Origin of the sequence: Lagierella massiliensis (assembly GCF_001407835.1) — a bacterium.
Taxonomy (GTDB): domain Bacteria; phylum Bacillota; class Clostridia; order Tissierellales; family Peptoniphilaceae; genus Mediannikoviicoccus; species Mediannikoviicoccus massiliensis.
The window spans coordinates 385,939-402,808 of sequence record NZ_CYUO01000005.1 but is presented as its reverse complement, the minus strand read 5'-3'; the positions used below and the strand labels follow the sequence as shown (position 1 = coordinate 402,808).

Here is a 16,870-nt window from a genome sequence, read left to right as displayed (position 1 = left end):
TTCTTATAAGCCCTTTGTAAAGTATTCTACGGCAGACTTAAATAGATTTTGTGTTTCTATATCGTAAATATTTTTGTATATATCTGGTGTAACTCTTTCGCTATGGCCCATCTTACCTATAACTTTTCCGTCCTTTGACATGATGGACTCGATTGAATAGTCGGCACCGTTGTAGTTTTCAACATATTGACTTACAACTTGTTCGTTGTCTATAAGTTCTTGTAGTTTTTCTTCGCCTATTACAAATCTTCCTTCTCCATGTGAAATTGGAACTTTGTATGTCTTTTCTTCCACATTTGTAAGCCATGGTGAGTTTGTTGTAAGCATTTTAGTTTCTGCAATGCATGCAACATGACGTCTACAGGTGTTAAATGTGATTGAAGGGTCATCTTCCTCTGTCTTTGTAACTTTTCCATATGGAAGCAGTCCTGTTTTTATTAGAGCTTGGAATCCGTTACAAATTCCAAGTACAAGTCCGTCATTTTCTTTTAATAGATAATCGATGGCATTTGAAACTTTTTCACTTCTCAAAACATTTGCTATGAATTTTCCTGATCCGTCAGGTTCGTCTCCCATTGAAAATCCTCCTGGAATTGCAAATATTTGTGAATTCTTAATTGACTGTGCCAATTCATCAATTGACTTTTCAATATCTTCTTTATTTTGATTTCTAAATACTATAACTTTTCCATCTGCTCCGTTTTCTTTAAATGCTTCCAAGGTGTCCCATTCACTATTTGTTCCAGGGAAGGATGCCACTGTTACAAATGGTTTTTCACAAGGTTTATTTGAAACAAGTCTTCTTTCAACCTTTTTATTTTTTAGTTCCTTAACTTCTGCATCTGATTTTGGTTTAAACACCTTGTCCAATGTGTGAAGATAATTTTCTTTAAGAATTTCTTCTTCAAGTGTTTCTCCATTTACTGTAATACCTTCAGCAAACTCTCCAACATTTTCAATAAAGTCTTTTTCTTCAAGGTATTCAACGATAAATGTTCCATATCTTGGTGAGTAAAGGTCTTTTAAATTTACGTCAAAGCCAGTGTTTCCAACTGCATTTGCATATATAAGTGGAAGAGTTCCCTTGTGGTTTACTGCAATTGCAGTGATAATATTTCCCTCAACAATGTCTTTGTGAATCTTTTCCATATTGTCTTTAAGTTCGTCAAGATCTAACATTCCATTTTCATCATATTCTATATTTACAAGTCCAATATGGCCCTTGCCCTTAAAATCTTGTGATGTGATGTGTTCCAAATCTCCAGTTGTAACTGCAAATGAGATTAGGGTTGGAGGTACACAAATATTTTCAAATGTACCACTCATGGAGTCCTTTCCACCAATTGGAGGTGCATTAAAGAACTTTGAAGGAATGAATGCACCAAGAAGTGACTTAAGTGGTTTTGACCAAGCCTGTTCATCTGTAAGTCTTTCGTAGAACTCTTGGAATGTAAGTCTAATCTTTTGTAGGTCTGCTCCTGTTGCCACAAGCTTTGCAATGGATTCTATAACTGCGTAATATCCCCCTAAGAACTGTGACTGTTCTGAAAGGTATGGGTTAAATCCATAGGACATAATTGATGCAGTCTTTGTCTTGTATTCATCAGTGTATGGAATTAGTGAAACCATTGTCTGTGATTGATTGTACTGTTTCTTTCCACCATATGGATGAAGAACTGTACTTCTACCAACTGATGAGTCGAATAGCTCCATTAAATTCTTTTGGCTTGTTATATTTAAATCCTTTAGATAGTTCTTTAAATTTTTAGGGTCGTTATCTTTACTTTTTAAAACTTCTGCCACATCTTCAGTCTTTACAACTACCTCTTGACTTCTATCTGCACCATTTGTGTTTATAAAGTCATATGAAAGTTCACAGATAACTTCATCTTCAAACAGCATAATCATACGCTTTTTGTCATTTATCTCTGCAACAACTGTGTGTTCAAGATTTTCTTCTTCGCAGTACTTTGCAAATTTATCCACATCTTCTTTTCTTATAACTACAGCCATTCTCTCCTGTGATTCTGAAATGGCAATTTCCATTGGTGTAAGTCCCTTGTACTTTAGTGGAACCCTATCAAGATGAATTGTTACGCCGTCTGCAATTTCTCCAATTGCAACGCAAACTCCACCAGCACCAAAGTCGTTACACTTCTTTATTAATGTAGTTACTTCTTTATTTCTGAAAAGTCTTTGAATCTTCCTCTCTTCTGGAGCATTTCCCTTTTGAACTTGGGCAGACTCTGTTGTAATGGACTCTTCTGTGTGGCTCTTTGATGAACCAGTTGCTCCACCGATTCCGTCTCTACCAGTTCTTCCACCAAGTAAAACTACAACGTCTCCAACTTCAGGCTCTTCCCTTACGACATTTTCCAAAGGTGCCGCTGCAATTACAGCTCCTGCTTCAAGTCTCTTTGCCATGTAGCCATCGTGATAAATTTCTTCTACAAATCCTGATGGTAGACCAATTTGGTTTCCATAGGATGAATACCCAAGGGCAGCTTCTCTTACGATTTTAATTTGTGGAAGCTTTCCGTGTAATGTTTCTTCAATTGGCTTTGTTGGATCTGCAGCTCCAGAAATTCTCATGGCTTGGTAAACGTAAGATCTTCCTGAAAGTGGGTCTCTTATTGCTCCACCAAGGCAGGTGCTTGCCCCTCCAAGTGGTTCTATTTCTGTAGGGTGGTTGTGGGTTTCGTTTTTAAACATAAGTAGATAGTCTCTTAGCTCTTCCCTGCCTTCAACGTCAACTCTAACCTTTATCTTTACAGAACACGCATTTATTTCTGAACTTATTTCTAAGTCTTCAAGCTCGCCAGTTTCTCTAAAATATTTTCCAAGAATTGTTCCAAGGTTCATTAGAGAAACTTCTTTTTTAACTCCAAGTTCGTTCCTCATATCAAGATACTCTTGGAAGGTATCTTTAATAATTTTATCCAATGCAGTCTTTTCATCAAAGCCAACCCTTAGGTAAGTGTTAAAAGTAGTATGACGACAGTGATCTGACCAATATGTGTCAAGCACTCTGATTTCAGTTATATTTGGATCTCTATCTTCAGATTTAAAATATTCTTGAATGCACTTTAAATCGTCAAGACTCATTGCCAAGTTCTCTTCATTTAAAAACTTTTCAAGCCCCTTTTCATCAAGGTCTATAAAACCTTCAAATACAGGGTTATCTCTATTTATTTTATTTTCACTTGCAAGAGTTGTAGGTATGCCTAATAGTGGAACAACCTCTGAGTCAACTGGGTTAACTAAAAATTTTTCTATTTTCTTAAGCTCTTCCTCGTTTATTCCTTCGAAACTATACACCTTTGATGTACTTGCATTTATTTCCTTGCCCAGTACCAAGTATGCAGTGTCTATTAGCGCCTGTCTTCTTTGGTCAAACTGTCCTGGAAGATATGAAACTGCAATGGCATTTTTCATTTCACTTTGTAATTTAAGCGCTTCTTCTCCAGTGTATATGTGATCAACAACTTTTTCAGAAAGAATTGTGTCCTTAATTTTTTCTAAATCAGAGTCTTCTATTTCCAAATCATAACGGTTGTAAACTTCTACATTCTTCGCGTCAATTCCCAGTGCATTTTTAATTTCCTGTCTCAATTCCTTTGCAGCGTAGTTAAATCTGTCCTTCTTTGACACATAAACTCTTTTTACCTTTGGTCCAATATCATTTCTATAGTGCATATCTTTAAAACTCACTTTCTTTGCGTCTTCATATACCTGTCTTTGAACTTCGTCAAAGCATTTGCCCGTAGCAATAATATTTAGTACTCTTCCCCCGGAGGTGTAGAGTTTTCCATCTTCTTCCTTTGTTCCAGCATGACCAATCTTTGATTTTATGCCATCTTTTAGTTCAATTTCAAAACCCTTGTCATAACCTTTAGGGTAACCTCCCGAAGTCATTACAAGACAAATTGCCTTGTTATCATTTTTTTGTAATGTAACTTTGTCAAGCTCTCCCTTTGATGTGCTTTGAAGTAACTCAAGTAGGTCATTATCTATAAGAGGAAGGATTACTTGGGTTTCTGGGTCACCAAATCTTGCATTAAATTCAAGTACATATATGCCATTTTGGTTTATCATAAGGCCGATGAACAGTGCGCCTCTATAGTCAATGCTCTCACTTTGAAGGCCATGTAAAATCTTTTGTAAAATTTCTTTTTTTATCTTTGGCATAAAGCTTTCCGCTTCTAAGTTTGGAGCGTAAGTTCCCATGCCACCAGTGTTTGGTCCCTTTTCGTTTTCAAACACCTTTTTATGATCCCTTGAAGTTGGAAATATAACCATGTCCTTTGAGTCCGTCAAGGTGATTAAACTCATTTCAAAGCCTTCAATAAACTCTTCAACCACAATTTTCTTTTCATCAAAGATGCCATCTTCTAAGACCTCTTTAATAAACTGGTCAGACTCATTGGCATTAGTAACAATTTTAACGCCCTTGCCCGCTGCAAGGCCATCTGCCTTTAGTACGGATTTGCCATTTTTTTCAATTAATTTTTTTGAAAACTCACTGGCTTTTTTTGCATCAGTAGTTTCAAGGTAATCTGCAGTCTTAATATCGTATTTTACTAAAAAGTCCTTTGTAAAGGCCTTTGACTTTTCAAACATTGCACCTTCTTCCCTTGGCCCAAATATTGAAAGTCCTTCCTTTTCAAATAGGTCAACTATACCTTCACAAAGTGGCGCCTCTGGTCCTACCACTGTATAGTCAATGTTTTCTTTTTTTGCAAACTCCAGTAGCCCATGGATATCTTCAGCTGCTACTGCAATATTTTTTCCTAAGTTTTTCGTTCCACCATTTCCCGGAGCAAAGTACAGCTTTCTATTTTTATCAGCCTGTAATATCTTGTCTCCAATGGCATATTCTCTGCCGCCGCTTCCGACAATAAGTATCTTCAACATGTCCTCCCCATTAATAAAATAGAGAACCCAAAAGGATTCTCTCTCTTATACAAATGAGCATACTAATCCCCTATGTTCATTTGCATCTCTTTTAATTCCATTTTTTGACGGAACAATATGTAATGAAAAATTTTTAAAAGTATTAATTTTAATCTGTGCTACGATTTTAAAGTTTTCCATGTTGTCCCCCTTTACCCATCTTATTATATCAAAGATTTTTAAAACAATAAATGAACTATAAAAGGAAAGCTAAAAAGCTTTCCTCAAATTTATTCATTCATTAATCCTACTCTGTCAAATACGTAGAATATTAAACTTAAAACAACTGCCACAAGTGATGAAAGAACCATCCCTGAAAGTTGAACTCCACCAAGATTTAATGTAACACCTGAAAGACCTGTTACAAAGATTACAGATGTTAAAATTAAATTCTTTGACTTAGAGTAGTCCACTCTGTCATCTACAAGAAGTCTTATTCCTGATGAACCAATCATTCCATAAAGCAAGAAGGTTACTCCACCGATAACATCTCCAGGAATTGTTGAGATAAGTGCAGAAAGTGGTCCAATAAATGCCATCAAGATGGATATTACTGCTGCACCCCCAATTACATATACAGAATAAACACCAGTTACTGCCATTACACCAATGTTTTCTCCGTAGGTAGTAGTAGGCACTCCACCGATAAGTCCTGATAGAGCTGTGGAGAAGTTATCTGCAAAAATTGATCTGTGAAGACCTGGGTCTTTCAATAAGTCCTTACCAATAATATTTGATGTAACAACTTGGTGTGAAATATGTTCCGAAGCTATTACAAGAATTACCGGAAGCATTGTAAGAATTGCCCTCTTGTCAAAGGCCGGCGCTCTAAAGGTTGGAAGTGTAAATAACTTTGCTTCAAGTACTGGAGTAAAGTCTACCATATCAAAGGCAAATGCAGTTATATATCCAACGATAATTGCAATTAGAATTGGAATGGTTGCAAAAAACTTTCTAAAGCAAACTGATCCGATAATTGCTATACCAAGAGTTACTAAAAAAACTATGATATGTTCTGGTGATGCATTTTCAGTCATAATCTCTGCACCAATCTTACCACCATTAACGGTACTTCCCGCAAGCTCAAAACCAATTAACGCTACTACAGACCCCATTGCCGCAGGTGGAAGGACTATCCCAATCCAGTCGGTGCCAAATTTATAAATAATGTAGGCCAGTATACAACCTAAAAGTCCAATAGCTATAAAGCCCCCTTGTGCATACTCTGGTCCAAGTTGAGAAATTACAATTCCTGCCGGGCCTAAAAAAGCAAATGAAGAACCTAAGTAGGCAGGAGCTTTTCCCTTAGTTATCAAAATAAATAATAGCGTTCCGATACCATTCATCAACAAAACTATTGATGGGTCAAATTTTAATACTATTGGAACAAGCACTGACGCACCGAACATTGCAAAAGTGTGTTGCAAGCTAAGTGGAAAGAGCATTGATCCTGGAACTTTTTCGTTTACTGCATAAATTTTCTTAGACATAATACCTCCTTATAATCTCTGTTCATTATACTACAAGTTTAAAAATTTTCCAGCTATTTATTCTAATTTTCAACTCATTTCTTAATAAAAACTTAAAATTTCTCCTATGAAAATGATTTTTTTTATTATATAATGATATTGTAAATAAAAAAAAGGAGATGATTTGATGGTAACAGATGGATTTCAGTTTATTGCACTTTTAATGTTCGTATCTGCAATCGTAATTTGGCTTGAAAAGAAACATGGCGACAGCGGTTTCTTTAAGTATGTTCCAGCATTAGTAGTTATTTATTTTGGATCAATGCTTATGTCAACATTTAAAGTTTGGGATATGTCTTCAGAAAGTGTATCAACTGCAAGAAGTGTAATTAAGGATTCAATACTTCCAGCTATGATATTTCTAATGCTTTTAAGAGCTGACCTTAGAGATATTGCAAAACTTGGTCCAAGAATGATTATTTCATTCTTTACCGCAAGTATAACTATTATGATTGGCTTTATAGTAGGATTTATGATTTTTAAAGGAAAACTTGCGGACAATGCTAACATGACTCTTGGAGCTTTAGCAGGAAGTTGGGTTGGAGGAACTCAAAACATGGTGGCAGTTCAACAGGCCATTGGTCTTGAAGGTTCAGGAATGGGTTATACCCTTCTTATCGACTCAATTGATTACTCTATTTGGATAATGTTTTTGCTATTCCTAGTTCCATTCCAAGACAAGTTCAACAAATGGACCAAAGCAGACACATCTAAGATAGACAATATCAACGCACACTTAACAGAAAAATTTTCAAAAATAAGCAAAGTTATAACTTTCCAAGATATATTTTTCTTGCTAAGTATATCACTTGCAGTTACAGCAGTAACAAATATCTTTGGAGCAAAGATGGTAGAGCTTCCAGGACTTTCATTTATGGGTCAAACAGGCTGGGCAATTATACTTACAACAATTCTTGGTGTAATTTGTGCAATGACTCCACTTGCTAAAATACCAGGCTCACCAGAAATTTCAAACGTAATGCTTTACATGTTGATAGGTTTAATTGCATCAAACGCAAACTTCAAAGAACTTACAGAAGCACCTGCATATATACTAACAGGTTTCGTAGTTCTAATAGTTCATGGACTTTTGATGACATTAATCAGTAAGTTATTTAAACTTGACCTATTCACATGTGGTGTTGCATCCCTTGCAAACATAGGCGGTGTTGCATCAGCCCCTGTACTTGCAGCAGCTTATTCACAATCACTTGTTCCAGTAGCCGTTCTAATGGCTTTAATAGGAGTAATCTGTGGAACATTCTTCGGAATAGGACTGTCACAACTATTAGCTTTGTTAGCTTAAAATTTACCGTTATAAGGTCTATTGACTTTATAACGGTTTTTTTATAATCTTTTGTAAATAACACTTAACATTTACAATCACTTTAAAATTTTAATAATAAATAGCAAATTGAGCACATTTGTTGTGACTAAATACATTAATGATGTTATAATTAAAATATATTTAAAGAAAGGAGCGAAAAAATGGAAGCTTACTCTTTGTTTACAGAAATAAAAAACAGATTAATAGAAGCAAATATAAGACCAACATATCAAAGAATTAAAGTTTTAGAATACTTAGATGAAAACAGAACCCATCCAACAGCAGATGACATTTATTCCGCATTAGCTCCTAATATCCCAACATTATCTAAGACAACAATATATAATACCCTATCCACTTTTAAAGACTCAGGACTTGTTCACGAACTTAGAATTAACGGAATGGAAACCAGATTCGATATCGTATTAAAACCCCACGGTCATTTCACATGTGTAAAATGTGGTAGACTATTCGACTTTAACTACAATATAGAATCCTTTGATACAAAAGATTTAAACGATTATAAGATTTTAAACAAAAACTTTATAGTTGAAGGAATTTGTCCCGAATGTTTAAAAAGAGAAAACGAAAATAACAATTAGATAATTAAAGGATTACTTAAACAAGTAGTCCTTATTTTTTTGACTTAAATAGTTACATTTACAATATCGTCTAACTGTGATAAAATCAGTATGATTTTCAAGACAAAGGAAGGAAGATAATATGAAATTAGGAATTGTAGGTTTACCAAATGTAGGTAAGAGTACAATGTTTAATGCAATAACAAAGGCTGGAGCAGAATCTGCAAACTACCCTTTTTGTACAATAGATCCAAACGTAGGAATGGTTGATGTTCCCGATAAAAGACTGGAAAAATTAAGCGAACTTTCAAATTCAAAAAAAATAATACCAGCAAGCATAGAGTTTTATGACATTGCAGGCCTTGTAAAAGGAGCTTCAAAAGGCGAAGGACTTGGAAACAAATTCCTTTCAAACATAAGAGAAGTAGATGCAATAGTTGAAGTGTTAAGATGTTTTAAAGACGATAATATCGTTCATGTTGATGGTGAAATAGACCCAATAAGAGACATAGAAACAATTAACCTTGAACTGATATTTTCCGATATGGAAATGGTTGAAAAAAGACTCGACAAGTCGTCAAGAGCATTAAAAGGCAACAAAGATTTAAAACTTGAAGTAGATTTACTGGAAAAACTTTTAAAAGTGCTTGAAGAAGGTAAATCTGCAAGAGTATTAGATTTAAATGATGATGAGAAAAAATTATTAAGAGGTTTCAACCTGCTTTCAGATAAACCAATAATATATGTGGCAAATATTTCAGAAGATGAAGTTTCACACCCAGAAGAGAACGAATACGTAAAACAAATTGAAGAATTTGCTAAGACAGAAAATGCAAAAGTAGTTCCAATCTCCGTGAAAATTGAACAAGAAATATCAGAACTCGAAGCAGACGAAAAAGAAGAATTTATAGAAGCCCTTGGACTAAAAGAATCTGGCGTGGACAGTTTGATAAAAGCATCCTATGACCTACTTGGACTTATGTCATTTTTAACCACAGGTGAAATGGAAACAAGAGCCTGGACCATAAAAAAAGATACCAAAGCAGTTGACGCAGCAGGAAAAATCCACACCGATATCTCAAGAGGATTCATTCGAGCTGAAATAGTTTCATATGATGACCTTATAGAACAAGGTAGTATGAATGGTGCAAGAGAAAAAGGACTTGTGCGCCTTGAAGGAAAAGATTATATAATGCAAGATGGCGATGTTGTACACTTTAGATTTAATGTGTAAAATTTTACACACCATAGATAAAACCTACAATCGTTGAAATTCCAATATTTATAGCTTACTGAGACTTGCTTGAATAAACTAAAACAATCTCGAATTTACTATTGTTTTTGCACATCAAACGCACAGCAAATGCACAGTAGATGCACAGGTAAAATTTTAAAGGGACCGATAAAGTCCCCTTTTTTATATTTTTAGGCACAAAAAAAGAGGTGCATTTCTGCACCCCTTAAGCATTTAAAATTATACAATATTATTTTTTTAACAACTACACGTCACAAACGTGCATATTCCAACATTCGCCTTTAAATTGCGTTTTAAGGCGTTTAAATTTAAAAGAGGTAGTATAACCTACCTATCTAAAACAGTTTTTGAGCCAAAGTCATAAATTCCTGCTGCTGCACCACCAAGCAGTACGCCATTTAAAATATTTTCTGGGCTTACTCCATTAATCATAAGGTTTGTACCAATCCCAAGCAGTAAGCTTGTCAAAGGTAACCACCTTGTAATTTTATCTTCAGTAACTTTCTTTATTACTTCAACAACTACAATTATCCCTGCAAGTGTGGTTGTTTGTTCTATCATAATCTCACCTCCTATACTCTATACTTTGCTTTATTTCTTCAATAGCCTTTCGCCTTTTCAAGAGTTTCAGCTCTGTTTCTTCCACTCACAAAATAATTTATATAGCTTGAGTGTTGCTTCCTATCTCCACCAAGACCTATGATGTAGTTACACTTGATATTTCCATAGTCGAATTTTCCTGAGCGTGTGATAACAGGATTGTAAGACGGATACAAGAAGCTTAAAATTTGTTGCATTGCTCCAGTAGTGACGTCGCCGTCGTTGACTACTGAAATAATTGCCACAGGTTTATTTCCCAACATAGTTATTCCTCCCCCTTTGATTTCTTCCATATACTTTGCAACTTTTCTTTTAAAAGGCTCCCAACCTCTATTATCAAGCATTCTATGTGGACAGTATTTTCCAGACCAGTCTTGATGTTTAGAAAGGTCTTTTATACTAAGTCCTTCTTGCACCAAGATTTTAGCTGCCAAATGTGCAGCATTATCCTCTGCTATAGGATATCTTTTGTCGCCTTTATCAAGTGAGTAGCAAATTTCTATTGCAATCCCATTTCTTCCACCTATAGTACGTCCACCCTCTCCAGCGTGCCACCCACTCTTTGTATGTGGCATAAGTTGGATTGCTTCTTTATCATCTACTGCATAGTGGTAAGATACTCCACTTTTACGACTATGCACATAGCGTGCTTCATTTTCTGCACTTGCCCTGTTCGCAGTATTGTGGATAACTACAGTTTTAGGCTTCATGCTCCCAAAGGTTCTATGGTCGCTTGATGGTAGTAGCATTTGTCTTAATTTGTAATTTGCCATGATTACCTCCTTTACTTCAAGAAAAGATTGATTAGATATCCTGCCAAGACACCAAGACCAGTTAAGATTATCTTGTCCCAGTATTGAGCAGGCTTATCTAAAATCTTTTTTACATCAACTTTTATATCTTTAGTGTTTTCATTGATTGACTCCGTCTTCATCTTGACCTGTGCTATCTCGACCTTGATATCTCCGTGAGAGTCTTCAAGCCTGTCTAATCTGTCATCATGCTTATTTATGCGGTCTTTTATGTCGAGTATATCCTTACTCATATTATCCATACGCTCGCCACATACTTTTTCGTCTACACACATCTAATCACCTACTCTACTTTAAGTTTCTTATATTCCCTGCACTGTCTTTATATCTTACAGATGAAATTTCCCTTATATTTCCTGCACTATCTTTGTACTTGATAGCACCTACAGTTCTTCCCCCAATCCTTATAGTCGGGATTGCTTTTTTTAATTTCACATACCAGTAATCGCCTTTTACCCCGTTATCTGGATACGTGCCTTCTTCTGCAACCTCTGTTTTTATAAGAGAGCCTTTTACTTTTTTTGTAACAACATTTACTTTTTGATAATCTACAGTTGCCATTAGCTTGAACTCCCTCCACTTGAATCTTTGACATTTATCACGAGTACTATTTCTCCCCTAATTCCTATATAAGTTCCTGTCCTTACATTTTTTATAGATTTTGACCCAGCAGATACAAAGATTCCTTTACTTTCATCAAGTGTAAATGTTTCTACGAAGTTATAGTCTCCCATTGAAGTGGTTAGAGTTGAACCTGTAGTTTCTGCAATATTTTTATCTTTTAGGTTATACACTTCATATACATACTTACTCATAGCTTACTCCAACTCAAAGATTAAGGTTTCTTTTGGTATTTCACTGATAGAAGCACCCTTTTCTATGATTTGCGTATTTTTAGCTGGAATTTCTCCTATGAAGTTTATTTTTCGTTCTAAGTCATCTTTGTTTTCGAAGACATCATCTTGTAAAGTAGTTAAATATTCTTCTAAATTAGATGTGAAGTATTTTTCATCAGATACTGGATTATCTATTTCAATACAAGCATGATTATGCTCTTTATCAGCTTTTTGAGCTAAATTCGCCGCATTTTCAGTAGTTGAATTCGCTAATTGTTTTAACCAACCATCTAAATCCTTTGTATCACTTATACTGTGACTATGTGATGAATCGGCTTTTTTTCCTATTTCTTTCTCAAAGTCATCAAAGGCGTCATTTATTACTCCCGCAGAATAAACAGCATATGGTGCAGTTTCTGTAGAATTCGCACGTACTCTTACAACTCCAGCTTTATCCTGTGTGGCATTAGGTATCACTCCCTGCATAATATCGTCCCAACCCTCAAAGGTCGACTTCCTTTTCTTCTCAGCTTCTACTCTTTTAGCTTCTTGATTTCGTCTTGTAATTTCTTGGGATTCTCTTCTACTTTCCCCATTTACCCTAATACTTTCAGCAGACTTTCTTCTATCTTCGTTACTTTGCCTTGTGCTTTCTTGACTATCCCTTGAACTTTCAGCACTTGCCCTTTCGGTTTCAGCAGATACTCTTTTCTTTTCTGCTTCGGCTCTTGTAGACTCTTGAGTTTCCCTTGTAGTTTCTTGGGATTGTCTTGTGCTTTCTTGATTTTTTCTTGTAGCTTCTTGACTTTGCCTTGTACTCTCCTGTGACTGTCTTGTCTTTTCTGCACTTACTCTTGAAGCTTCTGCAGCCATAACACCTTCCATGTCAGTTCGAATTTTCTTAACTGTGGTGGTATCAGTTGATACTTGTTTTTGCTTACTGTCTATATCAGCTTTTATAATCTCTTGCTTTTGTAAGCTATCTTTGTAGGTTTTCTCTTGTATATCGACTCTTTCAAGTGCTTTTTCAAGTTTTGTGAAGTCTACGACTAAGTCTTTACCGATTGACCCGCCATTTGCCATGGACTCAGTGACTTCAACTTCTTTAACTTCCGACTGGATTAACTCTTCACTACCCTTGTATAGTGCCACTTGTAGCTTTAAAGTTCCAGCCTTTGACACCATATCAGTTGATAGATAAAGCTTGTATCTACCTTCTTCTATTGTTCCTACTGTAAAGAAGGTTTTGTCAGGGTAGTTACTGTTGACGCCATATAATCTACACTCATACCCCGTACTTGCCTCAAGCACTTCGCCATCTGTAGACACCATTTCCACAAGGAAGCCTCTTGATTTAGTATCCCCTTGTACAGGTTGTAAGTATCCCAGTTGGTTATCATCAAACCTCAAAGTTATTGATTTTATACCTAAATTCATATAAATTTCTCCTTTTTATGAAAAAAAAGAGAGGCTCTAAGCCTCATCTTCTTTTACGATTTCAGTTACAATTTCTTTAAGTCCACAGATTTCAGGAACTTTATCAAGTGGATATCCTTGGACTTTTACTGCTGTAACCCACGCTAAAACTACATAGCTGTCTTTTGATAATTTATACATTTTATCACTCCCTATAATTTTATTCAGTATCGACACTTGAAGTATCAGTATCAATATCAGTATTATTGTCATCTTTTTTATCCTCTGGCAGTGGTGGCATTTGTGGTGTCAAAGCCTGTGCAATCATCATGGTTAGTTCCATTGTTAGTTTTTGCAATTCCCTTTCTCTTTGCTCTTTAAGTAGAGTCACACCCTTACTTACAGAGTCGTCACCTACTACCGATTTTGAAAGCTTTTCAAGTACAAGCGGGGCAATCCCACCTTGCATAAAAGCCTTGTTATATTCTTCTTGAGAGACGTTAAGGTCTCCTCTATATCTTATGTTGTTTAATATGTCGTTGATTTCAAAGGCGACGTTTACCGTGCCAGTTCTATCATCTACGACATTACCTAATAAATTTACTTGCATTAGCCTGTAATCTCCTTCCCATTTACGAAGAGTCTTCCTATCCTTACAATTCCTGAAGTGTCTATTGTTATTGATGGTGATTCCATGCCTGGTCCCTTAAGTTGCGTAGCTACTTCACTTTGACCTATCATACTTCCATATCTACCATGTAGTCCACCACGGTTTAGCTCATAATCGTAGTTAGTACCCCTTGCTGCCACAGTACCATTGATATCAACTTGACCTCTTCCTCCAGTATCTTTTATAGTGATGTAACTTGAATTTCCATTAAAAGCTACAGAGTTACCTTTTAGGTCATAGTCGTAGTAGTCATTTTTCATCTTCCCATAATCATAGGGTCTTTCCACAGTTCCACGACTCAAGTTGTCAGCGTTAAGGTTTGTTACATTGATACTACTTGCATTTATCGTCCCAAAGAGAGCAGAGCCAGAGACGGAGAAGTCGCCCATAACCTTAGTATTTCCATTTAAAGTTAAGTTACTTCCATCAATTCTATTACTTTGCGCGTTGATTTCTTTGACTATTAAAGCCCCGTTCAAGTCCAACACTCCATTTTTATAGGTTAAGTCGCTTCCTATATTGAATTCTCCGGTATTTAAATTCCAATTGACGTTACCACCTTTTAACATTCCAGCCCTTATTAAATTAGCGTCGATTGTTCCGGATTTTAAAAGGCTTGCGTTTAAATTCCCAGTAGTAATTGCATCAGCTACTATACCATCACCAGTTGCCCAAGTTGTCCATTTTAGCTTGCCATTTATATCAGTAGAGTTTGAAATTCCCATCTTTCCACCACCGATATAAACCCCCTTAGTTGGATTTTGGTCTATAGGCTTGTTTAAGGTGTAGAAACCTGGAGGATAACCCCACTTGTTGCCAAGCTCTAAAAAGTACCAGTTGGCATTATCATCAAACATGGTGTCAGTTATCATGCTTTGTAGTTCTTTTACTGCTTCAGCTATAGAGTTTCCAAGTTCATTCCTGGTGTCTTCCATTGACTCAGTAATATTTTTCCTTATGGACTTGTTAAAGTCAGCCTGTGTTTTAGTGATGTTGTCTCCAAGTTCAACTGCAGTTGTTACTCCAGCCTTTATATCTCTTGTTACTTTAAAGACTCTGGTCTTATAAAAAATATTTAAATCTCTTCTTATTATTCCAACTGTATCTCCCAAATTTAAAGGATCAGTCTCTCTAATTTGAGATTTAAACTCTACAAGAGGTCTTGAGTTTGCCACAAGGTCGGCATAGGCTTTTTGTATTAGATCTTCAGGCTTTTCAACATCAGAATAAACTACAACCTTAAATCTTGCTGAGCCATCAGGATAACCAAATTTATCAGTCATTTCAGGAATTTCAAGGTATTCTTGGTCCTTTGGTTTGTCAAGAGGATTTCCCTTTGCCTTACTCCAAGTAACCTCCTTTATATTAATTCTTCTTCCAAATCCACCTGTATCTTCCTTTTCTTCTCCTTTACCTCTTGGGATTACAGCAGTATAAAGTCCGGCTTGTGACTCTTCCTTGACTACTTCTAAAGCGTTGGATCCATACACATATCTTCGTCCAGTATCTTCTCCTCGTTGTCTTACAATATCTACATATCTTCCAGTAATTTTGTTCCCTGCTATGTTTATTCTATATTGCAGTTCTACGTCCCAAGTTTCAAGTATTTTAGATATACACTCAATCCTGGAGTTGTCGTAGAAGTAGCACGGTTTTAATTCAGTTTCATCAGCCTTACCAACCTTCCACCTACTGCCTTTAATATCTTTTCTCCAAGTTCATCCGCAGCAGTTGTTTCAGTCATACGACTTTCCCTCACATATCCATAGGACAAAAGTTCATCATGTGCTATATGGATACACTCATAATCATAGCCTTGTGCTGTAGGTTTTGAGTTGATTATCTTATACACTGCCACATTGTGCCTATCTCTAAGTTCCCTATGCGCCACATATTCAACACCTTTCATCTTGTCTACAGCATCAAGATAGATTGTAAAGTAAAACTTTGTCAATCCATTCAGTTCCTCAGTTTGAGTTGCTGTGTTTATATCTTTTATGGAAAGCCTACCAATTTGATTTTCTTTTCTATCCATCAAAATAATCATAATAGGCGCCTCCTATAGAAGACTTTTACAGCTCCTCCAGTTGTGGAAATCATATCATTCATATCAAGTGTAAAGTCCTCAAGGTATGATGCAAAGTCCATTTGACTTGTAATATCTTCTCCAGTACTTTTTAGTACTTGATTATTTAAAAGGTCAAAGATTATAGTATCTCCCGCCTTATAACTTCCACTCATTTTTATATATGCTCCCGTTGTGTCGTTATTTACTGCGACATTTGAAGTACCATATTTTAAAGTGATTTCAATTCTTTCAATTATCACACCATACATTGACCAATACTTGAAAGTAGAACTATTTGTAAAGTTCCACCTTTGAAGTACTCTTTCATACTTAAAAGGATCTAAGCATTCATACTCAAGATAGGATATAGCAGAATTAACACTACCTGGCACTTCTCCCACACCTATAAGAGTTCCAGAAGTATATTGATAGTCTTTGTCATCACTAAACCTAAGAGTCACATCTTCCCTGTTAGTGAAGTATGCGATTTTCTCCCAGTTTCTTCTACACTCATAGTCATTTCTTGAAGTTATCTTGTAGTTAATCCTTATAATTCTTGAAGTGATTGAAGAAGATAACAATTTGTTTTGATGTTGCATATTATCAAAAGACCTGGAAGAATGTTTCTTACCTCCAGCAGTGATTGACTTGTAGTTAATTGATTCCACATCTCTTCCAAGATTTTCTCTACCTTCAACTGTAAGAGTTTCAAAGTTTGGAATACTTGTATCAAGACAATTGTCATCAACAAAGGTCAGGATTCTTGGAGGATTGTACATTACAGTATCATTTGTATCAGTAAATTTATATTGCTTCATATTCC

The 16,870-nt window shown here is 35.8% G+C and carries 17 protein-coding genes; 3 read left to right on the top strand and 14 right to left on the bottom strand.

The window, feature by feature from the left end:
* Window positions 1–3: 3 nt before the first annotated feature.
* The 3 genes from BN2746_RS05510 to uraA form a co-directional block, all read right to left on the bottom strand.
* On the bottom strand, window positions 4–4,911 hold the full coding sequence (locus tag BN2746_RS05510) for a phosphoribosylformylglycinamidine synthase (RefSeq protein ID WP_055078797.1): 4,908 nt from the start codon (window positions 4,909–4,911) through the stop codon (window positions 4–6).
* Between the two features lie 48 nt (window positions 4,912–4,959).
* Window positions 4,960–5,094, bottom strand: coding sequence for a hypothetical protein (locus BN2746_RS09255; RefSeq protein WP_268909218.1), 135 nt, complete (start codon window positions 5,092–5,094; stop codon window positions 4,960–4,962).
* An 89-nt stretch (window positions 5,095–5,183) separates the two neighbouring features.
* Window positions 5,184–6,443 carry a uracil permease gene (uraA, locus tag BN2746_RS05505; protein WP_055078796.1) on the bottom strand — a complete coding sequence of 420 codons (1,260 nt, stop codon included), beginning with the start codon at window positions 6,441–6,443 and terminating at the stop codon, window positions 5,184–5,186.
* A 166-nt stretch (window positions 6,444–6,609) separates the two neighbouring features.
* On the opposite strand from uraA, the gene BN2746_RS05500 reads away from it, so the two are divergent.
* The 3 genes from BN2746_RS05500 to ychF all read left to right on the top strand — a co-directional run bounded on the left by BN2746_RS05500 (window position 6,610) and on the right by ychF (window position 9,624).
* Window positions 6,610–7,788 carry a DUF819 family protein gene (locus BN2746_RS05500; RefSeq protein ID WP_055078795.1) on the top strand — a complete coding sequence of 393 codons (1,179 nt, stop codon included), beginning with the start codon at window positions 6,610–6,612 and terminating at the stop codon, window positions 7,786–7,788.
* A gap of 182 nt (window positions 7,789–7,970) precedes the next feature.
* Complete coding sequence (locus tag BN2746_RS05495; protein WP_055078794.1) at window positions 7,971–8,411, top strand: Fur family transcriptional regulator; 441 nt, start codon at window positions 7,971–7,973, stop codon at window positions 8,409–8,411.
* 121 nt (window positions 8,412–8,532) lie between these two features.
* The gene (gene ychF, locus BN2746_RS05490) at window positions 8,533–9,624 is read left to right on the top strand and encodes a redox-regulated ATPase YchF (RefSeq protein ID WP_055078793.1); all 1,092 of its coding nucleotides are present in this window, start codon (window positions 8,533–8,535) and stop codon (window positions 9,622–9,624) included.
* Window positions 9,625–9,972: 348 nt separating this feature from the next.
* Here the strand turns inward: ychF and BN2746_RS05485 are convergent, their stop codons facing one another.
* From BN2746_RS05485 to BN2746_RS05440, 11 genes are read right to left on the bottom strand one after another with little or no spacing between them, the layout of a single operon-like run.
* The gene (locus BN2746_RS05485; RefSeq protein WP_055078785.1) at window positions 9,973–10,206 is read right to left on the bottom strand and encodes a phage holin family protein; all 234 of its coding nucleotides are present in this window, start codon (window positions 10,204–10,206) and stop codon (window positions 9,973–9,975) included.
* Between the two features lie 38 nt (window positions 10,207–10,244).
* Window positions 10,245–11,018 carry a peptidoglycan recognition protein family protein gene (locus BN2746_RS05480; protein WP_055078792.1) on the bottom strand — a complete coding sequence of 258 codons (774 nt, stop codon included), beginning with the start codon at window positions 11,016–11,018 and terminating at the stop codon, window positions 10,245–10,247.
* Window positions 11,019–11,029: 11 nt separating this feature from the next.
* On the bottom strand, window positions 11,030–11,332 hold the full coding sequence (locus BN2746_RS05475; RefSeq protein ID WP_055078783.1) for a hypothetical protein: 303 nt from the start codon (window positions 11,330–11,332) through the stop codon (window positions 11,030–11,032).
* Between the two features lie 13 nt (window positions 11,333–11,345).
* Window positions 11,346–11,618, bottom strand: a complete 273-nt coding sequence (locus BN2746_RS05470; RefSeq protein WP_055078782.1) for a hypothetical protein — start codon at window positions 11,616–11,618, stop codon at window positions 11,346–11,348.
* Window positions 11,618–11,872 carry a hypothetical protein gene (locus BN2746_RS05465; protein ID WP_055078781.1) on the bottom strand — a complete coding sequence of 85 codons (255 nt, stop codon included), beginning with the start codon at window positions 11,870–11,872 and terminating at the stop codon, window positions 11,618–11,620. The genes BN2746_RS05470 and BN2746_RS05465 overlap by 1 nt, the downstream gene beginning before the upstream one ends.
* A 3-nt stretch (window positions 11,873–11,875) precedes the next feature.
* Window positions 11,876–13,330, bottom strand: a complete 1,455-nt coding sequence (locus tag BN2746_RS05460) for a hypothetical protein (RefSeq protein WP_055078780.1) — start codon at window positions 13,328–13,330, stop codon at window positions 11,876–11,878.
* Window positions 13,331–13,366: 36 nt separating this feature from the next.
* Window positions 13,367–13,510 carry a hypothetical protein gene (locus BN2746_RS09035; protein ID WP_156331316.1) on the bottom strand — a complete coding sequence of 48 codons (144 nt, stop codon included), beginning with the start codon at window positions 13,508–13,510 and terminating at the stop codon, window positions 13,367–13,369.
* Window positions 13,511–13,529: 19 nt separating this feature from the next.
* Window positions 13,530–13,919 (bottom strand): hypothetical protein, encoded by a 390-nt coding sequence (locus BN2746_RS05455; RefSeq protein WP_055078791.1) that lies wholly within the window; start codon window positions 13,917–13,919, stop codon window positions 13,530–13,532.
* Entirely contained in the window at window positions 13,919–15,682 is a 1,764-nt protein-coding gene (locus tag BN2746_RS05450; RefSeq protein WP_082420214.1) for a phage tail spike protein, read from the bottom strand. Before BN2746_RS05450 ends, BN2746_RS05455 begins: the two co-directional genes overlap by 1 nt.
* Window positions 15,634–16,026 carry a hypothetical protein gene (locus BN2746_RS05445; protein WP_055078789.1) on the bottom strand — a complete coding sequence of 131 codons (393 nt, stop codon included), beginning with the start codon at window positions 16,024–16,026 and terminating at the stop codon, window positions 15,634–15,636. The genes BN2746_RS05450 and BN2746_RS05445 overlap by 49 nt, the downstream gene beginning before the upstream one ends.
* Complete coding sequence (locus BN2746_RS05440; protein ID WP_055078777.1) at window positions 16,023–16,865, bottom strand: distal tail protein Dit; 843 nt, start codon at window positions 16,863–16,865, stop codon at window positions 16,023–16,025. The genes BN2746_RS05445 and BN2746_RS05440 overlap by 4 nt, the downstream gene beginning before the upstream one ends.
* Between the last annotated feature and the right edge of the window lie 5 nt (window positions 16,866–16,870).

Excerpts from the sequence above, each read along its gene's own strand:
- BN2746_RS09255 (WP_268909218.1), bottom strand. The coding sequence starts at position 5,094 with ATGGAAAACTTTAAAATCGTAGCACAGATTAAAATTAATACTTTTAAA.
- uraA (WP_055078796.1), bottom strand. The coding sequence starts at position 6,443 with ATGTCTAAGAAAATTTATGCAGTAAACGAAAAAGTTCCAGGATCAATG.
- BN2746_RS05500 (WP_055078795.1), top strand. The coding sequence starts at position 6,610 with ATGGTAACAGATGGATTTCAGTTTATTGCACTTTTAATGTTCGTATCT.
- BN2746_RS05495 (WP_055078794.1), top strand. The coding sequence starts at position 7,971 with ATGGAAGCTTACTCTTTGTTTACAGAAATAAAAAACAGATTAATAGAA.
- ychF (WP_055078793.1), top strand. The coding sequence starts at position 8,533 with ATGAAATTAGGAATTGTAGGTTTACCAAATGTAGGTAAGAGTACAATG.
- BN2746_RS05485 (WP_055078785.1), bottom strand. The coding sequence starts at position 10,206 with ATGATAGAACAAACAACCACACTTGCAGGGATAATTGTAGTTGTTGAA.
- BN2746_RS05480 (WP_055078792.1), bottom strand. The coding sequence starts at position 11,018 with ATGGCAAATTACAAATTAAGACAAATGCTACTACCATCAAGCGACCAT.
- BN2746_RS05475 (WP_055078783.1), bottom strand. The coding sequence starts at position 11,332 with ATGTGTGTAGACGAAAAAGTATGTGGCGAGCGTATGGATAATATGAGT.
- BN2746_RS05470 (WP_055078782.1), bottom strand. The coding sequence starts at position 11,618 with ATGGCAACTGTAGATTATCAAAAAGTAAATGTTGTTACAAAAAAAGTA.
- BN2746_RS05465 (WP_055078781.1), bottom strand. The coding sequence starts at position 11,872 with ATGAGTAAGTATGTATATGAAGTGTATAACCTAAAAGATAAAAATATT.
- BN2746_RS05460 (WP_055078780.1), bottom strand. The coding sequence starts at position 13,330 with ATGAATTTAGGTATAAAATCAATAACTTTGAGGTTTGATGATAACCAA.
- BN2746_RS09035 (WP_156331316.1), bottom strand. The coding sequence starts at position 13,510 with ATGTATAAATTATCAAAAGACAGCTATGTAGTTTTAGCGTGGGTTACA.
- BN2746_RS05455 (WP_055078791.1), bottom strand. The coding sequence starts at position 13,919 with ATGCAAGTAAATTTATTAGGTAATGTCGTAGATGATAGAACTGGCACG.
- BN2746_RS05445 (WP_055078789.1), bottom strand. The coding sequence starts at position 16,026 with ATGATTATTTTGATGGATAGAAAAGAAAATCAAATTGGTAGGCTTTCC.
- BN2746_RS05440 (WP_055078777.1), bottom strand. The coding sequence starts at position 16,865 with ATGAAGCAATATAAATTTACTGATACAAATGATACTGTAATGTACAAT.